The organism is Paenibacillus sp. Aloe-11, assembly GCF_000245715.1.
Classification (GTDB): domain Bacteria; phylum Bacillota; class Bacilli; order Paenibacillales; family Paenibacillaceae; genus Paenibacillus; species Paenibacillus kribbensis.
Map to the genome: position 1 here is coordinate 285,627 of NZ_JH601050.1, position 25,962 is coordinate 311,588.

Sequence of the window (25,962 nt, forward strand, 5' to 3'; positions counted from 1 at the left end):
GGAGGCACCGCCCGTAGCGACTACACCAGCTTCTGCAGCAGCGGAAAAGGCCACACAGCCTATTTCGTCCAATAGTGACGGGGGAAATCAGACGGCATCTCCATCCGCCCGGAAGCTGGCGCGTGAACGCGGCATTGATCTGGAGCAGGTACAGGGAAAAGACCCGCTTGGGCGTGTGTTCCAGGGAGACGTTAAAACGCATACGAACAGCGCTGAGGTTGCGCGTGCGGCATCGACTGTACCTGCGTCTCCCGCTGTCAACAAGCCTGCGGCTTCATCTCCATCTCCAACGGAGTATAGCAAGCCTGTAGAACGCCAGCGGATGTCTCGTCGCAGAGCGACGATTGCCAAGCGCCTTGTTGAGGCACAGCAAACAGCCGCTATGCTTACCACTTTTAATGAAGTGGATATGACCGCCGTTCTCGATGTTCGTAAACGCCGTAAAGATAAGTTCAAAGAGAAGCATGATGTAGGGCTGGGCTTTATGTCCTTCTTTACGAAAGCAGTGGTTGGCGCACTCAAGCAATTCCCTACCGTGAATGCAGAAATTAACGGCGATGATATTGTACTGAAAAAATACTATGATATCGGGATTGCTGTATCTGCCAAGGAAGGTTTGGTCGTGCCAGTCGTACGGGACGCTGACCGTCTCGGCTTTGCTGAAATAGAGAAAAGCATTGCAGATTTGGCTGGCAAAGCACGCTCCAACTCGCTTTCGCTGGCAGATTTGCAAGGTGGAACCTTTACCATTACCAATGGAGGTATTTTTGGTTCCCTGCTGTCTACGCCAATTCTGAATACCCCGCAGGTGGGTATTTTGGGAATGCACAAAATCCAGCTTCGCCCGATTGCAATTGACGAGGAGCGTATGGAAAATCGTCCGATGATGTACATCGCCTTGTCTTACGATCACCGGATTATCGATGGCAGCGAAGCGGTTCGCTTCTTGGTAACGGTCAAAGAATTACTGGAAGATCCAGAATCCCTGCTGCTTGAGGGATAATAGAGATCCAACTGTATTCAGGCATATGGATATGAAAAAAGCAGACTCTTGCGGGTCTGCTTTTTTTCCTGCATAGTTACACCATAAGATTCAGACCTAATAGACACTCAGATGCAGAGAAGGGCGGGGATTGTTTTGGACAAAGATTTGCGCTACCCGATTGGGCCGTTCGTCGTTCCGGATATGATTACAGAAGAACAGCTTTTGGCATGGATTCACGACATTGCTGAACTGCCTTCGCAGCTTCGTCAGGCGGTTGAGGGATTGAATGAGCAGCAGCTTAATACGCCTTATCGTGAAGGGGGCTGGACGATAAGACAGGTTGTTCATCATTTGGCAGACAGCCATATGAACAGCTATATTCGTTTTAAGCTGGCGCTGACGGAGGATACACCGACAATTAAGCCATACGATGAGGGACGTTGGGCCGAAATGCCAGACGCCAGGGAGCTTCCACTGGAACCCTCGCTGCAATTGCTGGAAGGGCTGCATGAACGGTGGGCCACCGTGTTGCGATCATTAGGAGAAGATCAGCTGCATCGAACGTTTATTCATCCTGAATCAGGCCAGACGATCCGGCTCGAACGAAACATCGGCATCTATGCCTGGCACGGCAAGCATCATACAGCTCATATCACTTCCCTAAGGGAACGGAATGCATGGTGATTTTCAACATAAGCTGAACTGAAAAAAAGAAACCTTTAAACTCACGTTAACCGTGGTTTTGAAGGTTTCTCTTATTAAGAGCTATTTATAAAGATGCCTCAGAGCCTCCAGACAAAACAGACACGGAGGTCGTTGCTGCGTTAATATGACGGTCCAGCCAGTCAACAATGTCACTCATGACCTCATCACGGTTTGTTTCATGCAGCATCTCATGGCGACCATCAGGGTAGAGGCGATATTCCAGATCCTGAAGCCCCAGGCTTCGGTACATATCGACCAGCGATAATACACCTTTACCGAACAATCCCACCGGATCACGATCCCCGGCAAATATGTAGACTGGCAGTTTAGGGTTAATGCTTTCCAGCGAGGAAGGCCAATGGATTTCCTGCAGCAGCCTGAAGAAATCAAGAAAAAAGCTTGTCGTACAGATGGCTCCACACCATGGATCATGTACGAATTGATCTACTTCCTCTGGATCACGGGATAGCCAGTCAAATGCCGTACGCACCGGACGAAAGGAGCGGTTAAACCCTCCGAAGACCATCGCATTGAGCAGCATGCTGCGATGATCCATTCCTTGCAGCTTGGCTTGTACCAAGGCAACCTGCTCTCCGAGCTTTAACAGACCACGCCGCCCGTTCGTTCCCGATAAAATAAACCCCTGATACACCTGCCTGTCGTCATACATTATTTTTTGGGTTAAAAAGGAGCCCATGCTGTGACCCAGCAAAAAACGAGGCTGATTTGGGAACTCCTTAGCCGCAATTTCGCCTAGCTCCAGCATGCCGTTTGCCATTCGATTGAACGCGTTTGCTCCCGGCATACCGAGCTTATCAAGATCACCAGCTGTACGCCCGTGACCGATATGATCGTTGGCATACACAACGTAGCCGGAAGCAGTGAGCTTATCGGCCAGTCGGATATAGCGGTAGGACCTCTCACACATGCCATGTGAAATTTGTACAATCCCCTTTAGGGGTATCTGCTGATCGGGCAGCCAGCGGTAGGCAAAAAGCTCGGTTCCGTCGTTTTCAACGATGGTGAAGGTGTATTCCCGCATGGTTAGACATCACATCCTTTAAGCTTTAAGGAAGATAAGATCTAAGTACGGTCATTTTGTCATTCAATGTGTAACCGTTCAGATTGGCAGGTAGCAAGAAGCAATCTCCAGCTTTACAGGAAAGAGATGAAGCACTATCGCCCCATGTAAGGGTACCACTGCCTTCGCAAATGACAAGAATGGTAAAGCTGTCTTTCGTTGTGGAAAGCGACCAGCTTCCATCTACGATTCCCTTTTCTACGACAAAATACTCACAGGCTGCAAGCTGGAGCCATTCACCCGGCTGTAAGCCGCCTGTTTTCATCGTTGTTGCACCTGCACCTTCGTAAGAGGTCACATTGAGGGAATCCTCAATATGCAATTCACGGGGCTTGCCATCCAAACCAGGGCGGTTGTAGTCATATAACCGATAGGTCGTATCCGAATTTTGCTGGATTTCAGCAACGACAACACCCGCGCACAGCGCATGTACAGTTCCGGCGGGAATGAAGAATGTATCGCCTGCCTCAACAGGAACCTGACGCAAGCTGCCGAGGATGTCTCCGCTTTCAAGAGCTGTACGCAGACTTTCGCGCGTTACACCTTCTGTCAGACCATAAATGATTTTCGCATCCGGCTTGGCATCAAGCACGTACCACATTTCGGTTTTTCCAAGCTCTCCAGCTGGAAGTCCCTCATAATCATCTGTCGGATGTACCTGTACGGACAAATCATCATTGCAATCCAGCAGCTTGATCAGAAGCGGGAAGCGGCCACCTTTTTCCGATACTCCTTTGGCTCCAAGCCATTCCTGTCCATAAGCTTCACGGATCTCATCCAGCCCTTTGCCTGCTAGCTCGCCATTGATGACCGTTGTTGTTCCATTCGGATGATCGGCAATCATCCATCCTTCGCCAATATGTCCTTCTGGTGGGGTTAGACCAAATTGTTCTAATGCTCGTCCTCCCCAGACTCTTTCTTTAAATTCAGGTTGAAATTGCAGCGGATATGGCTTCAGCATAATTTCTCTCCTCCATGAATGAGTAATGAGTGCACAACAGAATAACCCTTACGACTACGACTCACAAAATGATACTCACAAAATGATACTCACAAAATGATATATGTAAGGCGGCTGGAAAAAGCCGCACATAACCTGGATAAGTTGGCTTGATAAGCCGGTATGCTATTTTTTTTCAACCGCCACCAAATATGGCGAAGTGTCTCGTTGTAATTGACGATAAATGATACTTTGGCCGATGGAGACGGGGAGAGCAGAAGCCCATTGAAGGACAGCTTCCGCTTCTTCACTGCCTCCGGCGTGCCCTGGATATAATACGGCGGTCAGAATACCGCGTGGTCGCAGCAGCTGCAGGGCCGCTTCAAGCGCGGCGAGCGTACTGTCCGTATGCGTGATGACAGATGGATCGGCGCCTTCAGACGGCAGGTAGCCGAGATTAAACATAACCGCAGCGACCTTGCCATGCAGGTTGCCAGGAACGGCCTCCCTCATTTGCTCATGACCCTGCAGCAGCAGTGTTACCTCTGCCAATGAGGGAGAGGTGTTTTCTTCCAGCCGACGCCGGGCGAGTTGCAATGCCTCCTGCTGAATATCAAAGCCGTAGACACGGCCTCGTTTGCCAGCGGCCTTGGCCAGAAACAGCGTATCTGCTCCTGTACCGACGGTGGCGTCTACAGCAGCATCGCCTGGCTGCACGCGCGCAGCCACCAATTGATGAGCATAGCTCAAGACAGACAGGAAACCCATTTATGGCTGCCTCCAGTATTTGCCCTGCCACGTTTCACGCGATTTCAGCTCATCATCAATGGCGTTAAGGACTTCCCATTTCTTGAGCGACCACATGGGTCCCATCAGCAAATCGCGGGGAGCGTCTCCAGTCAGCCGATGAACGATCATCTCGGGCGGCAAAAATTCCAGGGTATCGACGATCAGCTTAACGTATTCGTCCCTTTCCAGAAAGCGCAACAAGCCTGCTTCATACTGCTTGACCATCGGCGTTTTGCGCATAAGATGCAGCAGATGAATTTTAATGCCTTGCACGTCCATAGCCGCTACTGCGCGTCCCGTATCAAGCATCATTTCATGCGTCTCCTGCGGAAGACCATAAATGATGTGGGCACACACGCGAATATTGCGCTTGCGCAGCTTTTCCACCGCATCCAGATAGCATTGAGTGTCATGAGCACGGTTAATCAGCTCTGAGGTGGATTCATGGACGGTTTGGAGTCCCATTTCAATCCACAGGTACGTGCGCTCGTTCAACTCGGCAAGGTAATCCACCACATCGTCAGGCAAGCAATCAGGGCGGGTAGCGATGGACAGACCCACAACCCCCGGCTGCTCCAGAATAACCTCGAAGTATTCCCGCAGTTCCTCAACCGGTGCATACGTATTGGTATAGGCTTGGAAATAGCCGATATATTTGGCGTTTGGCCATTTTAAATGCTGACGATCCCGAATCGTATTGAACTGGGTGACCAGATCATCACGGCGGCGTCCGGCAAAATCACCCGACCCGCGTGCGCTGCAAAAAGTGCAGCCTCCTTTGGCAATAGAACCATCGCGATTTGGACATGTAAAACCCGCATCCAGCATGACTTTGAACACTTTATTTTCAAATTGCTCGCGCATTTCGTAATTCCAAGTATGGAACCGTTTATCTCCCCATAGGAGAGGAGCAGGCAACAAATCTGTTTTCATGGGTGTACTCCTTTTTTTTACGATCACCTTATTGTAACAAAGATCAGTCTAAATTGGGAATCACTTGACAGAAAAGGCGATAAAAAGTGCGGATTTTACTGGATTCAGGATTGAAAAAGGTTACACGATATGTTATATTGTAAGCGGTACCAGACATACGATATAAGGACTGATTTCGATCCTGGAAATAAAAATTAGCTGTCGACTAATGATGATTTTTCAGGAAGGCAGCTATGCTGTTTCTATCGCCTGCTGTAGGGGAAGTGCACGTCGGTTCCAACATTAATAACCCGTGAGGTGATTTTTTATGAATACGCAGGATAAAACACGTATGAATAAAGTTACTGTTGAGCTAACCTTTGATGAGGCGTTGGCGCTGACTGGTGTCCGTTTTGGGCAGGATCGTCAGATTGGAACGGCCGCACGTCAGAAAATCAGAGCAGCTTGCCAAAAGACAATTGATTTTTCACCTGCTGATGCGGTAGACTATGAACAATTAAATTAGTTGGACCCCAATCCAAATATATTGAAAAAGGAATTTCATTTCCGTATCTTCAAGCGGGGATGGAATTCCTTTTTCCTTGATAACAGAGTATATGGAGGAGTAACATGCGTTTACGCGGAAGAAAAGGAATAAGGGAAAGCTTGGAAGAACAACAGGATCTGGTCATCTTGGAGCCGGCACAGTATAAAGGAAATTGGCAGCAGCTTTTCGGCAATGATCGTCCGATTCATGTGGAATTTGGCATGGGCAAAGGACAGTTTATTAGCCAAATGAGCTTCCGGAATCCGGACGTCAATTACATTGGCTTTGATATGTACGATGAATTGGTACGACGTGCAACGGAAAAGTCTCGTCTGGCCTGGAGCGATACAGAGGTCGGTACACCGCCCAATATCAAATTGGCACTGGCAAACATTGAACAGATTGAGAATGTTTTTGAGCCTGGAGAAATTGAACGCATTTATCTGAATTTTAGTGATCCCTGGCCTAAAACCAAGCACGCGCGCCGTCGTTTGACGCATCCGCGCTTTTTGGACAAGTACCGTCAGCTTTTGAACAGCAAAGGGCAAATTCACTTTAAGACGGATTCGGAGACACTGTTTGAGTTTTCCTTGAATTCATTTGCCGACAGCGGTCTGCAAATGACGAATATTTCGTTGAACCTTCATCGTGAGGGGATTAACGAGGAGCATGTCATGACGGAATATGAACAAAAATTTATGGGCAAAGGCATGAATATCCATCGTGTCGAGGTGCTGATTGGCAAAGACGCTTTGGAAGAATACGAAAAAATACGTCTTGAAAAGTACGGAAAGTAAAGCGATAGCGATATAGCTGTTAAAATAAAGCGGGGTGCTTCCTTTTTAGGAAAGCACCCCGTTTGGTTCCAGTATATCCAAAATACTCTGTGCGCTCTGAAGAGGATAGAATCGCGCTACATTATGGACGTGCTCCTGTCGCTTGCGAACGATTTCCGGAAAATCGTGTAGTAATCGGTTCATCCATTTAACGACAACATCCAGCGAAGTAATCGGTTCTCCGAAGCCTTGAGCCGTAAAGTATTGACAATTTTCCTCCTCCTGTCCGGGAAGAGGTTTGTGAAACAGCATCGGAATCCCTTTGGCTAACCCCTCGGTACATGTCATTCCGCCGGGTTTGGTAATAAGTAGATTCGATACCTCCATTAATTTGTCGATTTCCCGTGTGAATCCGAAAATATGAATATTCGAATGATTGAAACGGGGGTCCAGCTGCATTTTACGACGCATTTTATCATTGTGACCCAAACAAAAAATAAATTGAATGTTTTCTCTCCACTCGGTAAGCGAGCGATGAATGACTTCGTCGTTCATAAGTCCCCAGCCGCCGCCCATAACGAGTACAGTCGGGATGGGCTTAAGGCCAAATTGTTCCCGAATTTCATCGTGCCCCGGATGTTCCCAAAAATTTGGATGAACCGGAATACCGGTCACCTGGATTTTCGATACGGGTACTCCACGTGCTCGCAGCTTGCGCATGACTTCAGGCGTAGATACAAAGTACCGATCAACCTCGGGACTGATCCATGTTCCATGTGCATCGTAGTCTGTAATGACAGTACAAAGCGGAACATGTAAGCCTAAGCGCTTTAAGCGTGAAATCACCGCACTCGGGATAGGATGAGTACATACCACCAAATCGGGACGGAGCTGCCGCAGAATGTTTCGGGTCTGTGTGTAGAACAGACGGTGCAAAGCGAGCGTTGTAAGACGGTTTAATGATTTTTTGTACTGATGACGGTAAACCAATCCGACTAGACGAGGCTGCGATACAACAGTCTTCTTGTATGCTGTAATAATGAGCGGGGCCATTCTTGGATTCAAAAAGCTCCCCAGCTCCAGCACTCGGGTCTGCACATTCGGAGAAAGCTTCCGCAAGCTGCTTGAGAGCGCGTATGCAGCCTGAGTATGTCCGGCACCGAAACCTTCCGATAATAATAACACTCGTTTTTTAGCCACTCTCATTTCACCTGTTCCTGCTGGGATGTTCTCAATCATACCATATCGGCTTTAAGGCCAGAATGCAACCGTCCCTATTGCTGCAGAAGCTCCGATAACCGCTCCTGCAAGTACATCCGTGGGATAGTGAAGCCCTAAGTAAATCCGGGAAAATCCTACAATTATTCCTACAGGCAACAACGGCAGGGTAAGCATCGGTGACTGAAGCATAAAAGGAACAGTAGCTGAAAAAATGGCGGTTGTATGCCCTGAGGGAAAAGAATGGTCCGACAGGGGGTTGCGAAATGTATTTGTACCCGGTAGCGCCAAATATGGGCGAATCCGCGGATACAGCTTTTTAACAATCGCCACGGGGATATGACTGACCCCCAGGGCAATGGCTCCCTTCATAGCGGCATCCTTCCATGGATTCGGAGCGAGCCACCAAATAAGTAACGTAGAGGCTATTGTAAAAGTGGCCCCGCCCAAATGTGTGAGATAATAAAGCCAGAAGTTCAAAAAACGGTTGTGTAAGCGTCCGTTGATCCATTTGAACAACTGCTGCTCCAGGTTTATAAGTTTTACGACTAGACGTTGCATTTGGTTTCCTCCGGTTGCCGTTTCAGGGTAAGGTCGGCAAATATTTTCAATCACTTTGACAGAATCAGTCCATAAGTAATTATTCTCTTGCTCCCATCATATTTTTAAACGCTATTCATTTCAAGAATCACCACTCACTTGGTTCAATTCTACACAAAAATGTTTAAGGAATATAAGCTGAATTGTATAACTTTCTTTGCGTTCATCCGTCTAATAAGATAGAGTGGTTAGAAGTGGTTGCTAATTGCTCCACTAAAAGGAGGGACCAAAGAAATAAAAAGTTAGCAAATGGATGAAAATAAGACCTAAGCGTTATGAATGAGAGGCTCAGTGTTGCATTCCCGGATTAAATGGGAGTTTGTCGTGTTTTTTTGCTGCTGAGACCGGTTTTAAGGCTTTGACAAAAGATTGAAAACCAACGAAAATCGTAATGGCATTCCTGTGTCAGCCAAAACGGGGCTGCGCACAGCCAATGAAGAAAGCAAGGGTCGGGTCAAAATTACAGAAAAAGGCGCACAAAAGCGCCGCAACTTGCGCTATACAGAGAGAAAACAAATAAACGCAAGATTTTTAAAGGGGTATAAAAAGGGGGTAACAAGAGATTATGTTAGACGCTATTTTTGTGACGCTCCAGATCATACTGGCAGTGATCGCTGTCTATCAGTTTGCATTCTCCTTGTTCGGATTGGTACGCAAAAAAAGAAAAGAGCAAGCAGCTCCAGAAAAATCGTTTGCCATTTTAGTCGCTGCCCACAATGAAGAACAGGTTGTTGGAGCATTGATGGAAAACCTGAAGCAGCTTGACTATCCGAAGGAACTATACGATGTATTCGTGATTTGTGATAACTGTACGGACAAGACAGCGGACATCGTTCGCGCTCACGGTATGAATGCTTGTGAACGCACGAATCCGAATTTGCGTGGTAAAGGCTACGCTATTGAGTGGATGCTCAAGGAATTATGGGCTATGCCACGCCAATATGATGCTATTGTCATGTTTGATGCTGACAATTTGGCGCATACCAATTTTTTGAGTGAAATGAACAATGATTTGTGCACAGGGGCCCGTGTTATCCAGGGGTACATTGATACCAAAAATCCTGAGGATTCTTGGATCACAGCGGCATACGGGGTATCTTACTGGTACATCAACCGTCTGTGGCAGCTGTCGCGTCACAACCTGAATATGGCCAATTTCCTTGGTGGTACAGGCATGTGCTTTGAAACGAATTTGCTCAAGGAAATGGGTTGGGGTGCAACAAGTCTGGTAGAGGATTTGGAATTCACTATGCGTTGTACACAACGCAATGTATATCCAAGATTTAATTACGATGCCAAGGTGTATGATGAGAAGCCGTTGACGTTCAAAGCTTCGTCCAGACAGCGTCTGCGCTGGATGCAGGGCCACTTCACGGTCGCTCGTCGTTACTTCTTCCCGTTGCTGTGGCAAAGTATCAAGCATAGAAGTTTGATTAAATTCGATATGGCTCTTTATGGTCTGAACGTGTATATCGTATTGTTTACCTTCTTGATGACAATGGTGATGTGGGTAGATATTGCGTTATTTGGTGGACCTAATATCGAAAATATCTATGTGCAATTCCCTGCTTGGACCGGTTTTGTGGCTGTGAGTCTGAATATTATCACCTTTTTGATCGCGATGATCTTGGAAAAGGTTACGTTCAGAAAAGTATATCTGTACTTGCTGCTGTTCCCGGTCTATCTGGTTTCTTGGTATCCGATTACGTTCTATGCGTTCTTCACACAGAACAATAAGCAGTGGAGCCACACTCAGCATACGCGTGTCGTTCGTCTGGAAGAGGTTCAGAGCAAGCAAGGATAATTGCAGAACGGTATAAATGTACCGAAGAGGTGAGGTGTCACTTGTTTTTTTGAAGGGTGTTGACACATCGTCTGCAAGATGATAAGATACATGAGTATGTTAATTGAAGAATATGGATTAACAAGCAGAAGGTCCGACTTCTCACCTGCCCGGTATTGCCGGCTGGTCATGATCCAATGATTTGTGAATTGAATTTTCATGATGAATTGAGTATCAGACAGGGATGTCGGCTGTATAGTCGTCATCCCTTTTTTGTGTCTACACACAAAATACAAAAATAACAGGTTCTGGAGGTGGAGGGTTATTAGTAAGGAACATATGATCAATGATGAGATTCGGGTGAGAGAAGTACGTCTTGTTGGTGCAAACGGGGAACAAATCGGGATTAAACCGACTCGTGAAGCTCTGCAAATGGCGATTGACGCAAACTTGGATCTCGTGAACGTGGCGCCTCAAGCGAAGCCGCCCGTGTGTCGGATTATGGATTACGGAAAATTCCGCTATGAGCAGCAGAAGAAAGAAAAGGAAGCCCGTAAGAACCAGAAGATCGTTGACATCAAAGAGGTATGGTTCCGTTCCAACATCGAGGAACATGACTACCAAACCAAGTTTCGCAATGTGGTGAAGTTCCTGAATGAAGGGGACAAGGTGAAATGCTCTGTTCGTTTCCGCGGTCGTGAAATTACCCATGCTAATGTGGGACAAAAAATTCTCGAGCGTGTGAAAACGGAAGTTGCTGATCTTTGTACCGTGGAGCGCCAACCCAAGCTCGAAGGACGCAGCATGATTATGATATTGGCTCCAAAGAGCCAATGATAAATTAAGGAGGAAGTTCAATGCCTAAAATGAAAACACATAGCAGCCTTAAAGGCCGCTTCAAGATTACCGGTACTGGTAAAGTAACGCGTTACAAAGCTTACAGAAACCACTTGCTTTCCCACAAATCCAAACGTGCAAAACGTGTTCTGGGTACTAACCCTGAGATGGCACCTGGGGACGTTAGACGTCTGAAACAAGGTCTTGCTAACCTGAAATAGCATATAGCTCGGCAATAAATAAAGCATAAACATTATTTGGGAGGTCTTTTGATATGGCAAGAGTAAAGGGCGGATTCGTCGTTCGTCGTCGTCATAAAAAAGTATTGAAGCTTGCTAAAGGTTATTTTGGTTCCAAACACCGCATTTTTAAAACAGCTAACGAGCAGGTAATGAAATCGCTTGTTTACGCATACCGTGACCGTCGTCAGACGAAACGTAATTTCCGCAGATTGTGGATCGTGCGTATCAATGCAGCAGCTCGTTTGAATGGTTTGTCTTACAGCAAACTGATGCACGGCCTGAAACTGGCTGGTGTGGACATTAACCGCAAAATCCTGGCTGATCTTGCAGTCAACGATATCAATGCGTTCAACTCTTTGGCAACTGTTGCTAAAGGCAAAATCAACGCTTAATTATTGAGCGTGGAGACCACGAAAGTGGTAAAAGAGGTATCCCAAGCAGTACGCTGTGTAGGGATGCCTTTTTTTGTATATGTTTTGTGATGCGAAAAGGTATAATTTCCCCAAAATACGAATGAATATGACGTGTGATGGCAGAATGTATGTATTTTTTCAAGTTGTAACGCTTACATTTATGGGAATTCAAAAAAAATTGACCCAAGGTTATTAATTATCTAGATTTTAGCCGATCATAATTGTATAATCTCTAAAGTAAGTCTTCTGTACGATCTGTCTCGTCAGTAAATGACATGTATGGCATGTACCATTTTCAAAGAAAAAGAGGCAGTTCCAGGGATCTAACACTAAGGGGGAACAGTATCAGCATGAAGAAAATGTTCAGTATGTCTTTGGTTATGCTGCTGGCGATTTCGGTCATTCTCGCAGGCTGCGGTAGCAAAAACCAAGGTGCGTCCAACGCAAGTGGTGGGGACACAGGCAGTTCTGCCAAATCATCAAATGTCCAAATTGGCATGGTTACAGATGTGGGTGGAGTAAACGACAAATCGTTTAACCAATCTGCTTGGGAAGCACTGCAAGCCACTGAGAAAGAAACAGGTGCTAAAGTTAAATACCTGCAAAGTAAATCGGATCAAGATTATATTCCTAACCTGAACCAATTTGTTAAAGGTGATTTTAACCTGACTTGGGGAATCGGTTTTAATCTGGCGAATGCGATTGGACAAGTAGCAAAAGATAACCCGAACAAAAATCTGGCGATCATCGACAGTGTCGTAGATGCGCCTAACGTAAAATCGGTTGTTTTTGCTGAAAATGAAGGTTCCTTCCTGGTAGGGGTTGTAGCTGGTAAGCTTACCAAAACAAACAAAATTGGTTTTGTGGGTGGACAAGACAGCCCGCTGATCAAACGTTTTGAAAAAGGCTTTGAAGCAGGGATTAAAGCTGTAAATCCAAATGCGAAATTGGAAGTAAACTACACTGGTGCATTTGATAAGCCGGACCTCGGCAAGGCTGCTGCTGCAACGATCTACAACGATGGTGCAGATATTATTTTCCACGCGGCTGGCGGCTCGGGTACAGGCGTATTTAACGAAGCACTCGCACGGAAGAAACAAGGGCAGCAAGTATGGGTTATCGGTGTTGATAAAGACCAATCCCTTGAGTTTGGTGACGATGTAACGTTGACCTCCATGGTGAAACGTGTGGATGAAGCTGTAAAACGCGTATCTCAAGAAGTTGTTGATGGTAAGTTCAAGGGTGGTATTGAAACACTGGCTCTGAAGGATAACGGAGTTGGTCTGGCGGATACATCAACGAAAAATGTCCCTAAAGACGTACTTGATCTTGTAGAGCAATATAAGCAAAAAATTATTAAGGGCGAAATTACAGTTCCTTCGAAATAATCGTGTTTGAAGAACATAGAGGTGGCGGCAAGGCTGGTTCATAAGACTAGCCTTGTTCTTACGTCTGGAGTTATACGAATCATAAAGATCAGTCAGCTCATTGGAGCACATACTATAAAGTGTATAAGGGTGATTTCATGGATGCAGCGACCCCCGTCGTTGAGTTGAAGAAAATTACAAAACGATTCCCAGGCATCGTTGCCAACGACTCCATCAGCATCAAGCTGCATAAGGGAGAAATTCATGCCCTTTTGGGTGAGAATGGTGCGGGTAAATCTACGCTTATGAATATTCTTTTCGGACTGTATCAGCCAGAAGAAGGGACGATTGAAATCGGCGGTAAGCCAGTGCAGATTGATAGCCCAAATAAGGCGATTGATCTGGGGATCGGCATGGTGCATCAGCATTTTAAACTCGTACAGCCGTTTACCGTTACCGAAAATATTGTCCTGGGCTCCGAGCCGCGTAAAGGTCTGAAAATCAATTATAAAAAGGCTGCCGCCGAAGTACAGCGGTTGTCTGAGCAATACGGGCTTCAAGTGAATCCGAATGCCAAAATTGAGGATATATCTGTTGGTATGCAGCAACGTGTGGAAATTATCAAAACGCTTTATCGCGGTGCAGATATTCTTATTTTCGATGAGCCGACAGCAGTGTTAACACCACAAGAAATCACCGAGCTGCTGGACATTATGAAGCGCTTGGTAGCTGAGGGTAAATCCATCATTCTTATCACGCATAAGCTCAAAGAAATTATGCAAATTGCAGATACGGTTACAATTATTCGTCGAGGTCAGGTTGTTGATACAGTCAAAACGTCAGCAACAACACCGAATGAACTGGCGGAGAAAATGGTAGGTCGTCGTGTGTCCTTTAAAGTGGACAAGCAACGTGCACAGCCAGGACAGACTGTACTCGAAATGAACCATGTGGTCTCTAAAAACAAGGATGGCATTAGTGTTCTGGATGAGTTGAACCTGAAGGTTAAGGCGGGCGAGATTCTGGGAATTGCTGGTGTAGACGGCAATGGACAGAGTGAGCTGATTGAAGCCTTGACAGGCTTGCGCAAGGTCGATGGTGGAAGCATTCAATTGCTTGGGCAAGAGATTGCAAATCAGCCGCCACGCAAAATTTCCGAGGCAGGTGTTTCGCATATACCGGAGGACCGCCATAAACATGGACTGGTGCTCGATTTTTCCATGAGTGAAAATATGGTGCTGGAGACGTATTATCAAGCACCTTACAGTAAAAATGGCTTTTTGAATAAAGAGGCTATCGATAAACAGGCAAAAAGCCTTATCGAGAAGTTCGATGTAAGAACACCGGATATTCACACAAAGGCAAGAGCGTTGTCTGGGGGAAACCAGCAAAAGGCTATCATAGCGCGTGAAATTGATAAAAATCCGGATCTTCTTATTGCAGCGCAGCCTACACGCGGTCTGGATGTCGGGGCCATTGAGTTTGTCCAGAAACAGCTGATTGCTCAGCGGGATCAAGGTAAAGCGGTCCTTCTTATTTCTTTTGAGCTGGACGAGATTATGAATGTATCTGACCGTATTGCTGTCATCTATGAGGGCAAAATTGTCGGAGAAGTGTTGCCGGAAGAAACGAATGACCAGGAATTGGGACTTATGATGGCAGGAAGTGCAGTGAAGAAAGGAGCAGAGAATGGCTAACCTATTGAAAATATTTACGAAAGACTCCTTTGTTCTGGCACTGGTCTCTATTATTTTGGGTCTTCTTCTGGGTGCTGTCGTCATGCTGATTGGCGGATATGATCCGATTGTGGCTTATTCCGCTTTGTTTAGCCGTGTATACGGAGATTCATACAATTTTGGTGAGGCTATCCGTGAAATGACCCCATTGATTTTAACGGGTCTGGCATTTGCTTTTGCGGCTCGCGCCGGACTGTTTAACATTGGTGGCGAAGGTCAGTTTCTGGTAGGTATGACAGCCGCCTCAATTGTGGGTATCAAGCTCCATGGACTGCCTGCCATAATTCATGCTCCGCTGGCTGTGATTGCAGGGGCGGTTTTTGGTGGCCTGTGGGCTGCGATTGCAGGCTATTTGAAGGCCAAGCGAGGCGTAAATGAAGTTATTACCTGCATTATGATGAACTGGATTGGCCTGTATTTGGCCAATTTGGTGATTAATCAGTTCGCACTATTGGAAGGTGAAAATCGTTCTGTGGACATTCAGCCTTCCGCTTCCATCTCCATCGAATGGCTGTCACAGATGATGGGAAATGCCCGGGTTCATTGGGGTACAGTCATTGCTTTGCTGGCGGCGGTATTTTTCTATATTTTCATGTGGAAAACAAAGCAGGGCTACGAGCTTCGGGCTGTCGGATTTAATCAGGATGCATCCCGTTATGCTGGTATGAATGTAAATCGCAATATCGTAAAAGCGATGTTTATTAGTGGTGTTTTTGCGGGATTGGCGGGTGCATTTGAAGTGTTGGGGGTATTTCATTACCAATCCGTCATGGCTGGATCACCGGGAACCGGATTTGACGGTATCGCCGTGGCTCTGATCGGGATGAATAATCCGTTCGGTGTGCTGCTGGGCTCTGTTTTGTTCGGAACGCTTACGTATGGTTCGGCAGGGATGAGCTTTAGCGCGGATGTACCGCCCGAAATTATCCGGGTGGTCATTGGCTCGATTATTTTCTTCATTGCGGCCCAAGGAATTGTGCGTTGGGTTGTGAAGCCGCTCTACTCCAAGCGGAAGAAAGAGAAGGTGTTGTAAAATGAGTTGGTTAACACTTGGTGAATTAATCCATACAACGCTCGTTTTTGCGACGGCGATTATATTTGCGTCTCTCGGCGGAGTTTTTTCAGAAAAATCCGGTGTAACGAACCTCGGTTTGGAAGGACTAATGGTATTCGGGGCGTTTGCTGCTGGGGTCGGCGGATTTTATGCCGAGCAAGCGGGACTGGGAGGCACCTCTGCGGCTTGGGTAGGCGTACTGTCGGCTGCGGTGTTCGGTATTCTGGTTTCGTTGATTCATGCTGTAGCCTCGATTACGTTTAAAGCCGATCAAGTCATAAGCGGGATTGTCATTAACTTTCTGGCGGCAGGTAGTACGCTATACATGGTCAAGCTTTTATTTGAAGGTGATGGTGACACCGGTCGTATTCAAGGTTTTAGCGAAATATCCATTCCTTACCTTGTAGATATTCCAATTGCAGGGAAAGCTTTTTTCCAGGCATATCCAACGACGTATCTGGCTATTTTGTTGGTTATTATTGGATATTTCACCTTGTATAAAACTCCATTTGGCTTGCGTTTGCGTTCGGTTGGGGAGCATCCGGGTGCAGCGGATACAGTAGGTATCAAGGTTAATCGCCTTCGTTATATCGGTGTCATGATCAGTGGTGCGTTGGCAGGTATTGGTGGAGCTACGATCACCCTGACTACAACCAATATGTTCTCGCACAATACAGTTTCCGGTCAGGGATATATTGCTATTGCCGCTATGATTTTCGGCAAATGGAATCCGCTCGGTGCTTTTGGCGCAGCCGTATTTTTCGGCTTTTCACAAGCGATTCGCAACTATGTACAGTTGTTTGCATGGTCGCAAAGTATTCCCCAGGAAATTATTTTTATGCTGCCGTATCTCTTGACGATTATTGTACTGGTAGCAGCTGTAGGCCGGTCACGAGCTCCGGCTGCTTTGGGTCAGCTTTATGATCCTAGCAAGCGTTAATAAGTCATCAATAGCTGACAGTTTTATGTTTTAAAACTGTAATTGACATCTCAAAAATCTGGTATCTGCATCTGCAGGTGCTAGATTTTTTTTAGGTTGTGCAGGCATTTAAACATACGCTTCTGGTATGAAGAGAATAGAATGTGCTATGCAGATTGGACGGACGCTCGGCCCCTGTCAGCTCCAGTCTATTTTGTGGTGGTGGTGAGCTATCAAGGAGCCGTTCAATCTGTCCATTCGTTGAGAAAGAAGGAGGAAATACGATGAAACAGGCAGTAACCAGAAAGCAGGTGGAGAAGCTTGTTGGCAAAGTCATCTTCGCTACTCGCAAGGATGGTTCCCAGGTCAGCGGCAAGCTGATCCGCATTTCGGGTAACCGACTGGTTCTCCAACCAAACTGCAAGAAAAAAGTAAACACGAAGGCGATTATTCCCCTGGTGCTGTTTGACTTGCTTGCCATCGGCACGGCTCCTTATGCCTACGGCGGATACAACGGCTACGGACCAGGCTATGGTGCACCGGGATACGGGGCTAAGGCTGACCCTGACCCTGGGTATCCAGGGCTAGGTTATCCGTTTTACCCTAATTTATTTTAGGATAAGAAGATCAGCATCCCAAGAAGCCGGTTTTCACAGTGATTTTTCAAGTTCGTGGCATCGGCTCAGAGCTACGTAGCGCAATATTTGATATTGGTGGCGCAGATAAAAATGGATTCCCCGGATATTGTCTTCGTCCACCATGACTTTGGCCCGCTTGCAGCGTCGTATTCGCCCGTAGTGCTCGGCATATTCCAGCAATTTTTTTCCGTAGCGCTTACCTTGATGAGCCGAAGAAATTGCGATCAAATCAATGTATAACAGTTCCCCGTGCAGCATAACATGAATGAAGCCAACAACCTGTGCATTATTCGGCTTGCAAGCCACAAAAGTGATGCCCCGGTTTAAGCGCCGGGGTAATTCTTTACGTATTTGCTCCATTTCCTGGGTGCTTAAATGCGATAGGGGGACAAGCTCCTGCTCGATCAGACGAAAGATCACCTTATCATCCTGAGCGATGCGTTTGCGAATCATAACGGGCCTCCTTTTCTACCCAGTTAACAAGACAAGACGTGGTTTTGGAGGTGTGCACCCATCTTACCGTGTGGTCTTTTTATCATATGCGGGCATCGGTTACATGCGTGCGACTTTGAGGTGCTTCAAAAGATAAACATAAATTTTTATGAAATCTGGGTATTGACTATCCCAGATGGGGGACATATAATGTGTCTAAACATTTGAAAGAATGACATGAACACAACGGCAATGAAGAGGACGAAGTGATTAGGGCTCTTTTGTTCAGAGAGTGAGGCATTAGCTGCAAGCTTCACCAAAATCCCTTTTTAACGAGCTCACCTCGGAGCTGTTTTCCTGAAAAGTATTTGGGCCCAGTGAATTTTAGCGGTGCACCGATTCACCTATTAGGGAAAATCGTACGGTCTACGTTACAGACGCCAGATATGGAAATCCTTTGTGATTTCTGTACCTGCCAAGGTTCGATATTGTGAGATATCGGGCAAACACGGGTGGTACCACGGAAGCTACAGCCTTTCGTCCCTCAGTAACAGCAAGTCTGTTCTAGGGATGAAAGGTTTTTTTGTTTTCACAAATGTCAGCTGTATGTAAATTTTGTAAAGGAGGATGACCAATGAGTGCACAAATTCCTGAAGTTCGGTCAACCGATGAATTACGTCAAAAGTGGATGGAACCTGAAGTGATTACAGGTTCGGAAATTTTGCTCCGTAGCCTGTTGCTGGAGGGAGTAGAATGTGTCTTCGGATATCCTGGTGGTGCAGTGCTTTATATTTATGATGCCATGTATGGCTTTAAGGATTTCAAGCATGTTCTCACCCGTCACGAGCAAGGAGCAATTCATGCGGCAGATGGTTATGCACGGGCAAGCGGTAAAGTTGGGGTCTGTATCGCAACATCCGGACCTGGTGCGACAAACCTGGTAACTGGCATTGCGACGGCTTTTATGGATTCGGTGCCGTTGGTGGTCATCACGGGTAATGTAGTATCCTCCCTGATCGGCACGGATGCTTTCCAGGAAGCTGATATCACAGGAATTACAATGCCGATTACGAAGCACAGCTATCTGGTAAGAGACGTAGAAGAACTGCCGCGGATCATCCATGAGGCATTTCATATTGCCAACACAGGCCGCAAGGGGCCGGTGCTGATTGATATCCCGAAGGATATTTCGGCAGCCCAAACGCTGTTTGTTCCACAAACGGGACCTGTGACCATGCGGGGCTATAACCCGACAGTGCTGCCTAATAAGATTCAACTAGACAAGCTGACTCAGGCTATATCAGAGGCAGAACGTCCGTTCATTCTGGCCGGTGGCGGGGTTGTATACTCCGGTGGACATGAGGCACTTTACGAGTTTGTTCGTAAAACGGAAATTCCTATTACGACAACATTGCTGGGACTGGGAGCTTTCCCAAGCGGACACGAGCTGTGGACGGGAATGCCGGGTATGCACGGAACGTACACCTCCAATCAGGCTATTCAACAGTCGGATCTGCTGATCTGTATCGGTGCTCGTTTTGATGATCGGGTGACAGGCAAACTGGATGGATTTGCTCCACAAGCCAAAATCGTCCACATTGATATCGATCCTGCTGAAATTGGCAAAAACGTAGCGACCGATATTCCAATTGTAGGCGATGTGAAGGCGGTACTGGAATTGCTGAATCAGGATGTGAAACGCACAGATCGGGCAGATGCATGGAGAGCACAAATTCAGCAATGGAAGAACGAAAAGCCTTATTCTTATAAGGATTCCGAAGCAGTGCTCAAGCCACAATGGGTTATTGAACTGCTGGATGAAACGACCAAGGGCGGCGCAATCGTTACGACGGATGTGGGCCAGCATCAAATGTGGGCAGCACAGTATTACAAATTCAATCAGCCGCGCTCATGGGTGACATCTGGTGGACTGGGGACGATGGGCTTTGGTTTTCCTTCAGCGATTGGCGCTCAGGTGGCCAATCCCGACAGATTGGTAATCTCGATTAACGGAGACGGCGGTATGCAAATGTGTTCGCAGGAATTAGCCATCTGCGCGATCAACAATATACCGGTCAAAATCGTAATCATTAACAATCAGGTGCTTGGAATGGTTCGCCAATGGCAGGAATTGATCTATAACAATCGGTATAGTCACATTGACCTGGCTGGAAGCCCGGATTTTGTGAAACTAGCTGAAGCATACGGTGTAAAAGGTCTGCGTGCTACGAATAAGGAAGAGGCACGTCGGGCTTGGCAGGAGGCGCTTGATACACCCGGACCGGTCGTTGTCGAGTTTGTAGTCAGCAAGGAAGAGAATGTATATCCGATGGTGACGCAAGGTTCGACAATTGATCAAATGCTGATGGGGGACGAGTAAAATGACGACTAAAAATACCATTGCTGTACTGGTAAATGATCATCCCGGCGTTTTGCAGCGTGTGTCCGGTCTGTTCGGTCGCCGTGGCTTTAACATTGAGAGTATAACCGTTGGTCAATCGGAAGAAGTCGGATTATCCCGTATGGTCATTGTAACTGTAGGAGATGAGAATAACCTGGAGCAGATTGAAAAGCAGCTGTATAAGCTGGTTGATGTAATCAAGGTCATCGATCTCAGCTCCAAGCCGATGGTTGCCCGTGAATTGGCAATGATCAAGGTAAAGGCGGAGCCACCTCAGCGGCCGGAAATCATGGGTGTGGTGGAAACATTCAGAGCAGCTGTAATTGATGTTGGGACAACGAGCTTGATCGTTCAGGTTATTGGCGATACCGAAAAAATAGACGCCATGATTGAATTATTAAAGCCTTACGGCATTCGTGAGCTGACCCGAACCGGGGTTACAGCGATGGTACGTGGCAATGCTTAATATGGAGCTTTAACGAATTACCGCTTATAGCCATTACATCAATAAAGACCGCCCGCATAAGAGCGGGGGCTCGAGGAGATTTTTAGATCCAATTTACAAAGCAAAGTCAAATCTCTTGGAGTACCCGCTCATTATGAAGGGTCCAATTAAAAGGAGGAAATTAACCATGGCAGTTACAACGTACTACGAAAAAGATGCAGAACTTAGCGTATTGAAAGGAAAAACAGTTGCCGTTATCGGTTACGGTAGCCAAGGACATGCTCAAGCACAAAACCTGCGTGACAGTGGTGTGAATGTTGTTATTGGTTTGCGTGAAGGCAAATCAGCCGATGTTGCAAGAAACGACGGTTTTGAAGTTCTGAACGTAGCTGATGCAACAAGCCGTGCAGATGTGGTTCAAATTTTGTTGCCAGATGAAACACAAGCTTCTGTTTACAAAAATGAAATTGAGCCTAACCTGAAAAAAGGCGCAGCTCTTTTGTTCTCCCATGGTTTTAATGTTCATTTCGGACAAATCGTAGCTCCTAAAGATAGTGATGTATTGCTGGTTGCTCCAAAATCCCCGGGGCATATGGTACGTCGTACCTATGTAGAAGGTTTTGGTGTACCGGGTCTGATCGCAATTGAGCAGGATGCAACGGGTCAAGCCAAAGAAATCGGTCTTGCTTACGCCAAAGGCATCGGTTGTACACGTGCGGGCGTAATCGAAACCTCCTTCCGTGAAGAAACGGAAACGGATCTGTTCGGTGAGCAGGCGGTATTGTGTGGCGGCGTGAGCGCACTCGTAAAAGCAGGCTTCGAAACATTAACTGAAGCAGGATATGCTCCTGAGATGGCTTACTTCGAATGCTTGCACGAGCTTAAGCTGATTGTTGACCTGATGTATGAAGGCGGATTGGCAACGATGCGCGATTCCATCAGTAATACAGCAGAATATGGTGATTATGTAACTGGACCACGTGTGGTAACAGAAGATACGAAGAAAGCAATGAAGGAAGTATTGACTGATATTCAGCAAGGTAAATTTGCTCGTGACTTTATCCTTGAAAATCAATCCGGACGCGCGTTCCTGACGGCTACTCGTCGTAACGAAGCTAACCATCCGATTGAAGTGGTGGGCGGACAATTGCGTGAAATGATGCATTGGATCAAAAAGTAAGCTCTTTTTGTACTATGTGTTCGACAATATGATTCATTTATAAAGTTTATCTTACAATGCGGCCCTGCTTATTGCGTGAGCCGCATTGTAAATTTAAAGGTCCTAATCCTGAGGGAGGTGTATTACGTTGCGCAAAATATATATATTTGACACAACGTTGAGAGACGGAGAACAATCACCGGGCGTGAACTTGAATACCCGTGAGAAAGTAGAGATCGCCCATCAGTTGGAAAAACTGGGGATTGACCGTATGGAAGCAGGATTCCCGGCTGCTTCACCGGGGGATTTGGCCGCTGTTAATGCGGTTGCCAAGGCTGTCAAAAATTCAACAGTCATCGGGCTTTCACGTGCAAGGGAGCAGGATATTGATGCGGTTCGCGAGGCGCTCAAGGGAGCACAGGACCCATGTATCCATATCTTTTTGGCAACCTCGCCGATTCACCGTCAGCATAAACTGCGGATGGAGAAGGCACAGGTATTGGAGACTGCCCGTTCAGCCATTCGCTACGGATTGAAATATTTGCCCAAAGTGGAATTTTCTTTGGAGGATGCAGGCCGTACAGAGCTTGATTTTGTAGTCGAAATGGTCACCATGGCTGTACAGGAGGGTGCGTCTGTCGTCAATATCCCAGATACGGTGGGTTACTTGACACCTTATGAATACGGTAACATTTTCAAGCATATCAAGGAAAATGTAGTTGATGTAGATAAGATTCAACTGAGTGCGCATTGTCACAATGATTTGGGTATGGCTACCGCTAATACACTGGCTGCAATCCTGAACGGGGCGGATCAGATTGAGGGAACCATTAACGGTATTGGCGAACGCGCCGGAAATACAGCTATTGAGGAGATTGCGATGGCGCTGGAAACGAGACAGGAATTTTTTCAGGCCAAAACATCTCTGCAATTGTCAGAAATTTCCCGTACGAGCCGTCTGGTCAGCCGTTTGACAGGGATGGTGGTGCCGGGGAACAAGGCAATTGTTGGTGCGAATGCTTTTGCACATGAATCAGGTATTCATCAGGACGGCATGCTGAAGGAAAAAACCACCTATGAAATCATGACGCCGGAAAGTATCGGTCTGAAGGAAAGCAAGCTGGTTCTGGGCAAGCATTCCGGGCGTCATGCCTTCCGCGAGCGTTTGATTGAGCTGGGGTACGAATTGAGTGAAGAAGAGCTGAACCGCGCTTTCGGGCAGTTCAAGGATTTGGCTGACAAGAAGAAGGAAGTATCGGATGATGACATCCTGGCATTGCTGGAAGAAAAACTGGCAGATACACCGGAGGTCTTCACACTGAAAACGATGTTCGTAACCTTCGGCAATGAGACTACGCCTTCTGCCAAAGTGAGTCTGGTTAACGAAGAAGGTCAGGTTATTGAGACGGAGGCTGAAGGGAACGGTTCTGTTGATGCGATTTACAATGCGATTGATGAAGCCAGTGGCGAGAGCGTTGTACTGTCGGATTACTCCATCAAGTCTGTTACCCATGGTAAGGATGCTTTGGGTGAAGTGCACGTGGTGCTGACGCAAAACGGGCTGTCTGTACAGGGGCGTGGTGTAAGCACCGATATTCTGGAAGCAAGTGCCCGAGCTTACGTGGATGCACTGAACGGTTTGATCGACAAGCGTAAAAACTACAGCAATCGCGTAGATTATAATTCCTAAATGAACATTTTGCATAAATCCCCAAAGCGATTTTAATTCAGCAATATATAGATCGAGATGGTTTGGTTTGTCTATATATTGTACTTTCGAGCATTGCAAATCAAATGATGCAAAATGCTGACAGGATCGGGTCTTCCCGGTCCTGTTTTGTTGTTTCCAACGAAAAATTCATCTTATAGGCTAAGCCTATTGAATTGATAGATTCTATATCTTAGTCAAAGCCCTGCCGTATATGTTACAAAGAAAGTATGAAAAATACACCCGTATGGCTGTATAACAAGAGGAGTGTACGTGATGGCAGACGTGAAAAAGATTGCGGTAATAGCTGGTGATGGAATCGGACCGGAAGTGGTCGCTGAGGCGGAGAAAATTTTGAAGCGTACGGAAGAAGTGTTTGGTCTTTCATTTGAAACAGAGCATGCGCTATTTGGCGGAATCGCTATTGATAAAAAGGGGACGCCATTGCCGGAAGAAACACTGGCTGTATGTCAATCTGCAGATGCCGTATTGCTGGGGGCGGTAGGTGGTCCTCAATGGGACAACAATCCCAAGGAACTTCGTCCTGAAACCGGTCTGTTGGGTATTCGCAAAGAGCTTGGCCTGTTTTCGAATCTTCGTCCCGCTGTCGTCTTCGATTGTCTTAAGGATGCTTCTACACTGAAACCAGAAGTGTTGGAAGGAACCGATCTGATCGTTGTGCGTGAGCTGACGGGCGGCATCTACTTCGGTGAGAAGTTCAGACGTGAGAGTGCTCAGGGTGAGGAGGCAGTTGATACCTGTGCATATAATGTAACGGAAGTTGAGCGGATTGTTCGCCAATCTTTCGAGATTGCACAAAAACGCCGCAAAAAGCTCGCATCGGTAGACAAGGCTAACGTACTTGAAACTTCCCGTTTATGGCGGGAAGTAGTTAACCGGGTCGCTGTAGACTATCCGGATGTAGAGCTGGAGCATGTATTGGTGGATAACTGTGCGATGCAATTGCTGCGTCGTCCATCCAGCTTTGACGTCATCGTGACGGAAAATATGTTTGGGGACATTCTAAGTGATGAAGCGGCTATGCTGACTGGGTCTATCGGTATGCTGTCCTCTGCATCACTCGGAGAAGGCAGTTTTGGTCTGTATGAGCCAGTGCACGGTTCGGCCCCGGACATTGCAGGTCAAGGATTGGCCAATCCGATTGCAACGATTTTGTCCGTTGCTTTGATGTTCCGCCTCACCTTTGGGTATGAGAAAGCAGCTGACGCTATTGAGAAAGCGGTAGCTGAGGTACTGGATGCAGGACATCGCACAGCGGATATTGCGGTGGATAAATCTCAAGCCATCTCGACAACTCAAATGGGCGATCTGATCGCAGCAGCTATTCGCTAAAGGCTCCAAAACGCACCTGTTCTGAAAAAAAGCTTCCTATTATATAGTAAGGTTATACAATGCATCATATCGTAGGCTTTTACAATCCATGTTTGGCACAGCAGCTCCTGAGCAATCAGGAGCTGCTTGTGTATCAGTAAGTGTAAGATATTCAAGATGTGTATAAGTTGTGAATTTTTCATCTAGTTTAAAATAATTATAAAAAAGTAATGGTTACAATATTGACTTTGAATTGTACGAATGATAACATTTATCAAGTAAGTTGTTTAATACAATTCAGATGATTGGGAAGAACACAAACGGTGTTTTTCTTACATATTTTAAAGGAGGATTTCATGTTATGGCAGAAAGATTGGTAGGAAGACCTGCACCTGATTTTGCATTGGAAACCGTGAGTGGGGACGGTCAAGAATTTGGTTCGGTGAAGCTTTCTGATTACCGTGGCAAATGGCTCGTATTTTTCTTCTATCCACTGGATTTCACTTTTGTGTGCCCAACGGAAATTACAGCATTGAGCGATGCTGCTGACCAATTCAAAGAGCTGGATACTGAAATTCTGGGTATCAGTGTAGACTCTGTACACAGCCACAAAGCATGGATTAACACAGCTAAAGAAAACAATGGTCTGGGCAAACTGAACTTCCCGTTGGCCTCTGACATCACCAAAAAAACAGCAAGCGATTATGGCGTTCTGATCGAAGAAGAAGGCATTGCTTTGCGCGGCTTGTTCATCATTGATCCAGAAGGCGAATTAAAATATCAAGTAGTTAACCACAACGATGTGGGTCGCAGTGTAGAAGAAACATTGCGTGTACTGCAAGCTCTGCAATCCGGTGGCTTGTGCCCAATGAACTGGAAACCAGGCGACAAAAACCTGTAATATCAGATTCACAAATTTATATTCAACAAGCAAGCCCCCAAA

The 25,962-nt window shown here is 46.5% G+C and carries 26 protein-coding genes; 19 read left to right on the forward strand and 7 right to left on the reverse strand.

Annotation, left to right across the window (positions count from 1 at the left end; all coding sequences use genetic code 11):
• Both odhB and WG8_RS07345 read left to right on the forward strand, forming a co-directional pair.
• Positions 1-1,003, forward strand: a 1,003-nt coding sequence (gene odhB, locus WG8_RS07340; protein WP_007429504.1) for a 2-oxoglutarate dehydrogenase complex dihydrolipoyllysine-residue succinyltransferase, incomplete at its 5' end; no start/stop codon positions are given.
• Between the two features lie 135 nt (positions 1,004-1,138).
• Entirely contained in the window at positions 1,139-1,669 is a 531-nt protein-coding gene (locus WG8_RS07345) for a YfiT family bacillithiol transferase (protein ID WP_007429505.1), read from the forward strand.
• 85 nt (positions 1,670-1,754) lie between these two features.
• On the opposite strand, the gene WG8_RS07350 is transcribed toward WG8_RS07345, so the two are convergent.
• The 4 genes from WG8_RS07350 to WG8_RS07365 form a co-directional block, all read right to left on the reverse strand.
• Entirely contained in the window at positions 1,755-2,732 is a 978-nt protein-coding gene (locus tag WG8_RS07350) for an alpha/beta fold hydrolase (protein ID WP_007429506.1), read from the reverse strand.
• 25 nt (positions 2,733-2,757) lie between these two features.
• The gene (locus tag WG8_RS07355) at positions 2,758-3,732 is read right to left on the reverse strand and encodes a type I phosphomannose isomerase catalytic subunit (RefSeq protein ID WP_007429507.1); all 975 of its coding nucleotides are present in this window, start codon (positions 3,730-3,732) and stop codon (positions 2,758-2,760) included.
• A 165-nt stretch (positions 3,733-3,897) separates the two neighbouring features.
• The gene (locus WG8_RS07360) at positions 3,898-4,479 is read right to left on the reverse strand and encodes a class I SAM-dependent methyltransferase (RefSeq protein ID WP_007429508.1); all 582 of its coding nucleotides are present in this window, start codon (positions 4,477-4,479) and stop codon (positions 3,898-3,900) included.
• Positions 4,480-5,433: a TIGR01212 family radical SAM protein gene (locus WG8_RS07365; RefSeq protein WP_007429509.1), complete on the reverse strand. Its 954-nt coding sequence runs from the start codon at positions 5,431-5,433 to the stop codon at positions 4,480-4,482. It abuts the gene before it with no gap.
• 307 nt (positions 5,434-5,740) lie between these two features.
• Between WG8_RS07365 and WG8_RS07370 the strand changes: the two genes are divergently transcribed.
• On the forward strand, positions 5,741-5,938 hold the full coding sequence (locus WG8_RS07370) for a hypothetical protein (protein ID WP_007429510.1): 198 nt from the start codon (positions 5,741-5,743) through the stop codon (positions 5,936-5,938).
• A gap of 104 nt (positions 5,939-6,042) precedes the next feature.
• Positions 6,043-6,756 (forward strand): tRNA (guanosine(46)-N7)-methyltransferase TrmB, encoded by a 714-nt coding sequence (gene trmB, locus WG8_RS07375; RefSeq protein WP_007429511.1) that lies wholly within the window; start codon positions 6,043-6,045, stop codon positions 6,754-6,756.
• A gap of 45 nt (positions 6,757-6,801) precedes the next feature.
• On the opposite strand, the gene WG8_RS07380 is transcribed toward trmB, so the two are convergent.
• Together WG8_RS07380 and WG8_RS07385 are read right to left on the reverse strand one after the other, a co-directional pair.
• On the reverse strand, positions 6,802-7,935 hold the full coding sequence (locus WG8_RS07380; RefSeq protein ID WP_007429512.1) for an MGDG synthase family glycosyltransferase: 1,134 nt from the start codon (positions 7,933-7,935) through the stop codon (positions 6,802-6,804).
• Between the two features lie 51 nt (positions 7,936-7,986).
• Positions 7,987-8,514, reverse strand: a complete 528-nt coding sequence (locus WG8_RS07385; RefSeq protein ID WP_007429513.1) for a phosphatase PAP2 family protein — start codon at positions 8,512-8,514, stop codon at positions 7,987-7,989.
• Positions 8,515-9,118: 604 nt separating this feature from the next.
• Here WG8_RS07385 and WG8_RS07390 point away from each other — a divergent pair.
• The 9 genes from WG8_RS07390 (at position 9,119) to WG8_RS07430 (ending at position 17,521) form a co-directional block, all read left to right on the forward strand.
• A complete protein-coding gene (locus tag WG8_RS07390) occupies positions 9,119-10,357 on the forward strand; it encodes a glycosyltransferase family 2 protein (protein ID WP_007429514.1) in 1,239 nt (412 codons plus the stop codon).
• A 318-nt stretch (positions 10,358-10,675) separates the two neighbouring features.
• A complete protein-coding gene (gene infC, locus WG8_RS07395) occupies positions 10,676-11,173 on the forward strand; it encodes a translation initiation factor IF-3 (RefSeq protein WP_007429515.1) in 498 nt (165 codons plus the stop codon).
• Between the two features lie 20 nt (positions 11,174-11,193).
• Positions 11,194-11,394 carry a 50S ribosomal protein L35 gene (rpmI, locus tag WG8_RS07400; protein ID WP_007429516.1) on the forward strand — a complete coding sequence of 67 codons (201 nt, stop codon included), beginning with the start codon at positions 11,194-11,196 and terminating at the stop codon, positions 11,392-11,394.
• A 53-nt stretch (positions 11,395-11,447) separates the two neighbouring features.
• Entirely contained in the window at positions 11,448-11,807 is a 360-nt protein-coding gene (gene rplT / locus WG8_RS07405) for a 50S ribosomal protein L20 (RefSeq protein WP_007429517.1), read from the forward strand.
• Positions 11,808-12,178: 371 nt separating this feature from the next.
• A complete protein-coding gene (locus tag WG8_RS07410; RefSeq protein WP_007429518.1) occupies positions 12,179-13,216 on the forward strand; it encodes a BMP family lipoprotein in 1,038 nt (345 codons plus the stop codon).
• A 137-nt stretch (positions 13,217-13,353) separates the two neighbouring features.
• Positions 13,354-14,892: an ABC transporter ATP-binding protein gene (locus tag WG8_RS07415; RefSeq protein WP_043890918.1), complete on the forward strand. Its 1,539-nt coding sequence runs from the start codon at positions 13,354-13,356 to the stop codon at positions 14,890-14,892.
• Complete coding sequence (locus WG8_RS07420; protein ID WP_007429520.1) at positions 14,885-15,964, forward strand: ABC transporter permease; 1,080 nt, start codon at positions 14,885-14,887, stop codon at positions 15,962-15,964. The genes WG8_RS07415 and WG8_RS07420 overlap by 8 nt, the downstream gene beginning before the upstream one ends.
• Before the next feature lies 1 nt (position 15,965).
• Positions 15,966-16,925 carry an ABC transporter permease gene (locus WG8_RS07425; RefSeq protein WP_007429521.1) on the forward strand — a complete coding sequence of 320 codons (960 nt, stop codon included), beginning with the start codon at positions 15,966-15,968 and terminating at the stop codon, positions 16,923-16,925.
• A 263-nt stretch (positions 16,926-17,188) separates the two neighbouring features.
• Positions 17,189-17,521: a hypothetical protein gene (locus tag WG8_RS07430; protein WP_007429522.1), complete on the forward strand. Its 333-nt coding sequence runs from the start codon at positions 17,189-17,191 to the stop codon at positions 17,519-17,521.
• Between the two features lie 33 nt (positions 17,522-17,554).
• Here WG8_RS07430 and WG8_RS07435 read toward each other — a convergent pair whose 3' ends face one another.
• Positions 17,555-17,995 carry a GNAT family N-acetyltransferase gene (locus tag WG8_RS07435; protein ID WP_007429523.1) on the reverse strand — a complete coding sequence of 147 codons (441 nt, stop codon included), beginning with the start codon at positions 17,993-17,995 and terminating at the stop codon, positions 17,555-17,557.
• Positions 17,996-18,608: 613 nt separating this feature from the next.
• On the opposite strand from WG8_RS07435, the gene ilvB reads away from it, so the two are divergent.
• The 6 genes from ilvB (at position 18,609) to WG8_RS07465 (ending at position 25,920) form a co-directional block, all read left to right on the forward strand.
• A complete protein-coding gene (gene ilvB, locus WG8_RS07440) occupies positions 18,609-20,354 on the forward strand; it encodes a biosynthetic-type acetolactate synthase large subunit (protein ID WP_007429524.1) in 1,746 nt (581 codons plus the stop codon).
• Between the two features lies 1 nt (position 20,355).
• A complete protein-coding gene (gene ilvN, locus WG8_RS07445; RefSeq protein ID WP_007429525.1) occupies positions 20,356-20,841 on the forward strand; it encodes an acetolactate synthase small subunit in 486 nt (161 codons plus the stop codon).
• Between the two features lie 166 nt (positions 20,842-21,007).
• Entirely contained in the window at positions 21,008-22,000 is a 993-nt protein-coding gene (gene ilvC, locus WG8_RS07450) for a ketol-acid reductoisomerase (protein ID WP_007429526.1), read from the forward strand.
• 127 nt (positions 22,001-22,127) lie between these two features.
• Positions 22,128-23,669 (forward strand): 2-isopropylmalate synthase, encoded by a 1,542-nt coding sequence (locus WG8_RS07455; RefSeq protein WP_007429527.1) that lies wholly within the window; start codon positions 22,128-22,130, stop codon positions 23,667-23,669.
• Between the two features lie 294 nt (positions 23,670-23,963).
• Positions 23,964-25,040 (forward strand): 3-isopropylmalate dehydrogenase, encoded by a 1,077-nt coding sequence (gene leuB / locus WG8_RS07460; protein ID WP_007429528.1) that lies wholly within the window; start codon positions 23,964-23,966, stop codon positions 25,038-25,040.
• A gap of 340 nt (positions 25,041-25,380) precedes the next feature.
• Entirely contained in the window at positions 25,381-25,920 is a 540-nt protein-coding gene (locus tag WG8_RS07465) for a peroxiredoxin (protein ID WP_007429529.1), read from the forward strand.
• Positions 25,921-25,962 lie beyond the last annotated feature (42 nt).

Coding starts and splice junctions, on each gene's coding strand:
- WG8_RS07350 (WP_007429506.1), bottom strand. CDS start 2,732: ATGCGGGAATACACCTTCACCATCGTTGAAAACGACGGAACCGAGCTT.
- WG8_RS07355 (WP_007429507.1), bottom strand. CDS start 3,732: ATGCTGAAGCCATATCCGCTGCAATTTCAACCTGAATTTAAAGAAAGA.
- WG8_RS07360 (WP_007429508.1), bottom strand. CDS start 4,479: ATGGGTTTCCTGTCTGTCTTGAGCTATGCTCATCAATTGGTGGCTGCG.
- WG8_RS07365 (WP_007429509.1), bottom strand. CDS start 5,433: ATGAAAACAGATTTGTTGCCTGCTCCTCTCCTATGGGGAGATAAACGG.
- WG8_RS07370 (WP_007429510.1), top strand. CDS start 5,741: ATGAATACGCAGGATAAAACACGTATGAATAAAGTTACTGTTGAGCTA.
- trmB (WP_007429511.1), top strand. CDS start 6,043: ATGCGTTTACGCGGAAGAAAAGGAATAAGGGAAAGCTTGGAAGAACAA.
- WG8_RS07385 (WP_007429513.1), bottom strand. CDS start 8,514: ATGCAACGTCTAGTCGTAAAACTTATAAACCTGGAGCAGCAGTTGTTC.
- WG8_RS07390 (WP_007429514.1), top strand. CDS start 9,119: ATGTTAGACGCTATTTTTGTGACGCTCCAGATCATACTGGCAGTGATC.
- infC (WP_007429515.1), top strand. CDS start 10,676: ATGATCAATGATGAGATTCGGGTGAGAGAAGTACGTCTTGTTGGTGCA.
- rpmI (WP_007429516.1), top strand. CDS start 11,194: ATGCCTAAAATGAAAACACATAGCAGCCTTAAAGGCCGCTTCAAGATT.
- rplT (WP_007429517.1), top strand. CDS start 11,448: ATGGCAAGAGTAAAGGGCGGATTCGTCGTTCGTCGTCGTCATAAAAAA.
- WG8_RS07410 (WP_007429518.1), top strand. CDS start 12,179: ATGAAGAAAATGTTCAGTATGTCTTTGGTTATGCTGCTGGCGATTTCG.
- WG8_RS07415 (WP_043890918.1), top strand. CDS start 13,354: ATGGATGCAGCGACCCCCGTCGTTGAGTTGAAGAAAATTACAAAACGA.
- WG8_RS07420 (WP_007429520.1), top strand. CDS start 14,885: ATGGCTAACCTATTGAAAATATTTACGAAAGACTCCTTTGTTCTGGCA.
- WG8_RS07425 (WP_007429521.1), top strand. CDS start 15,966: ATGAGTTGGTTAACACTTGGTGAATTAATCCATACAACGCTCGTTTTT.
- WG8_RS07430 (WP_007429522.1), top strand. CDS start 17,189: ATGAAACAGGCAGTAACCAGAAAGCAGGTGGAGAAGCTTGTTGGCAAA.
- WG8_RS07435 (WP_007429523.1), bottom strand. CDS start 17,995: ATGATTCGCAAACGCATCGCTCAGGATGATAAGGTGATCTTTCGTCTG.
- ilvB (WP_007429524.1), top strand. CDS start 18,609: ATGAGTGCACAAATTCCTGAAGTTCGGTCAACCGATGAATTACGTCAA.
- ilvN (WP_007429525.1), top strand. CDS start 20,356: ATGACGACTAAAAATACCATTGCTGTACTGGTAAATGATCATCCCGGC.
- ilvC (WP_007429526.1), top strand. CDS start 21,008: ATGGCAGTTACAACGTACTACGAAAAAGATGCAGAACTTAGCGTATTG.
- leuB (WP_007429528.1), top strand. CDS start 23,964: ATGGCAGACGTGAAAAAGATTGCGGTAATAGCTGGTGATGGAATCGGA.
- WG8_RS07465 (WP_007429529.1), top strand. CDS start 25,381: ATGGCAGAAAGATTGGTAGGAAGACCTGCACCTGATTTTGCATTGGAA.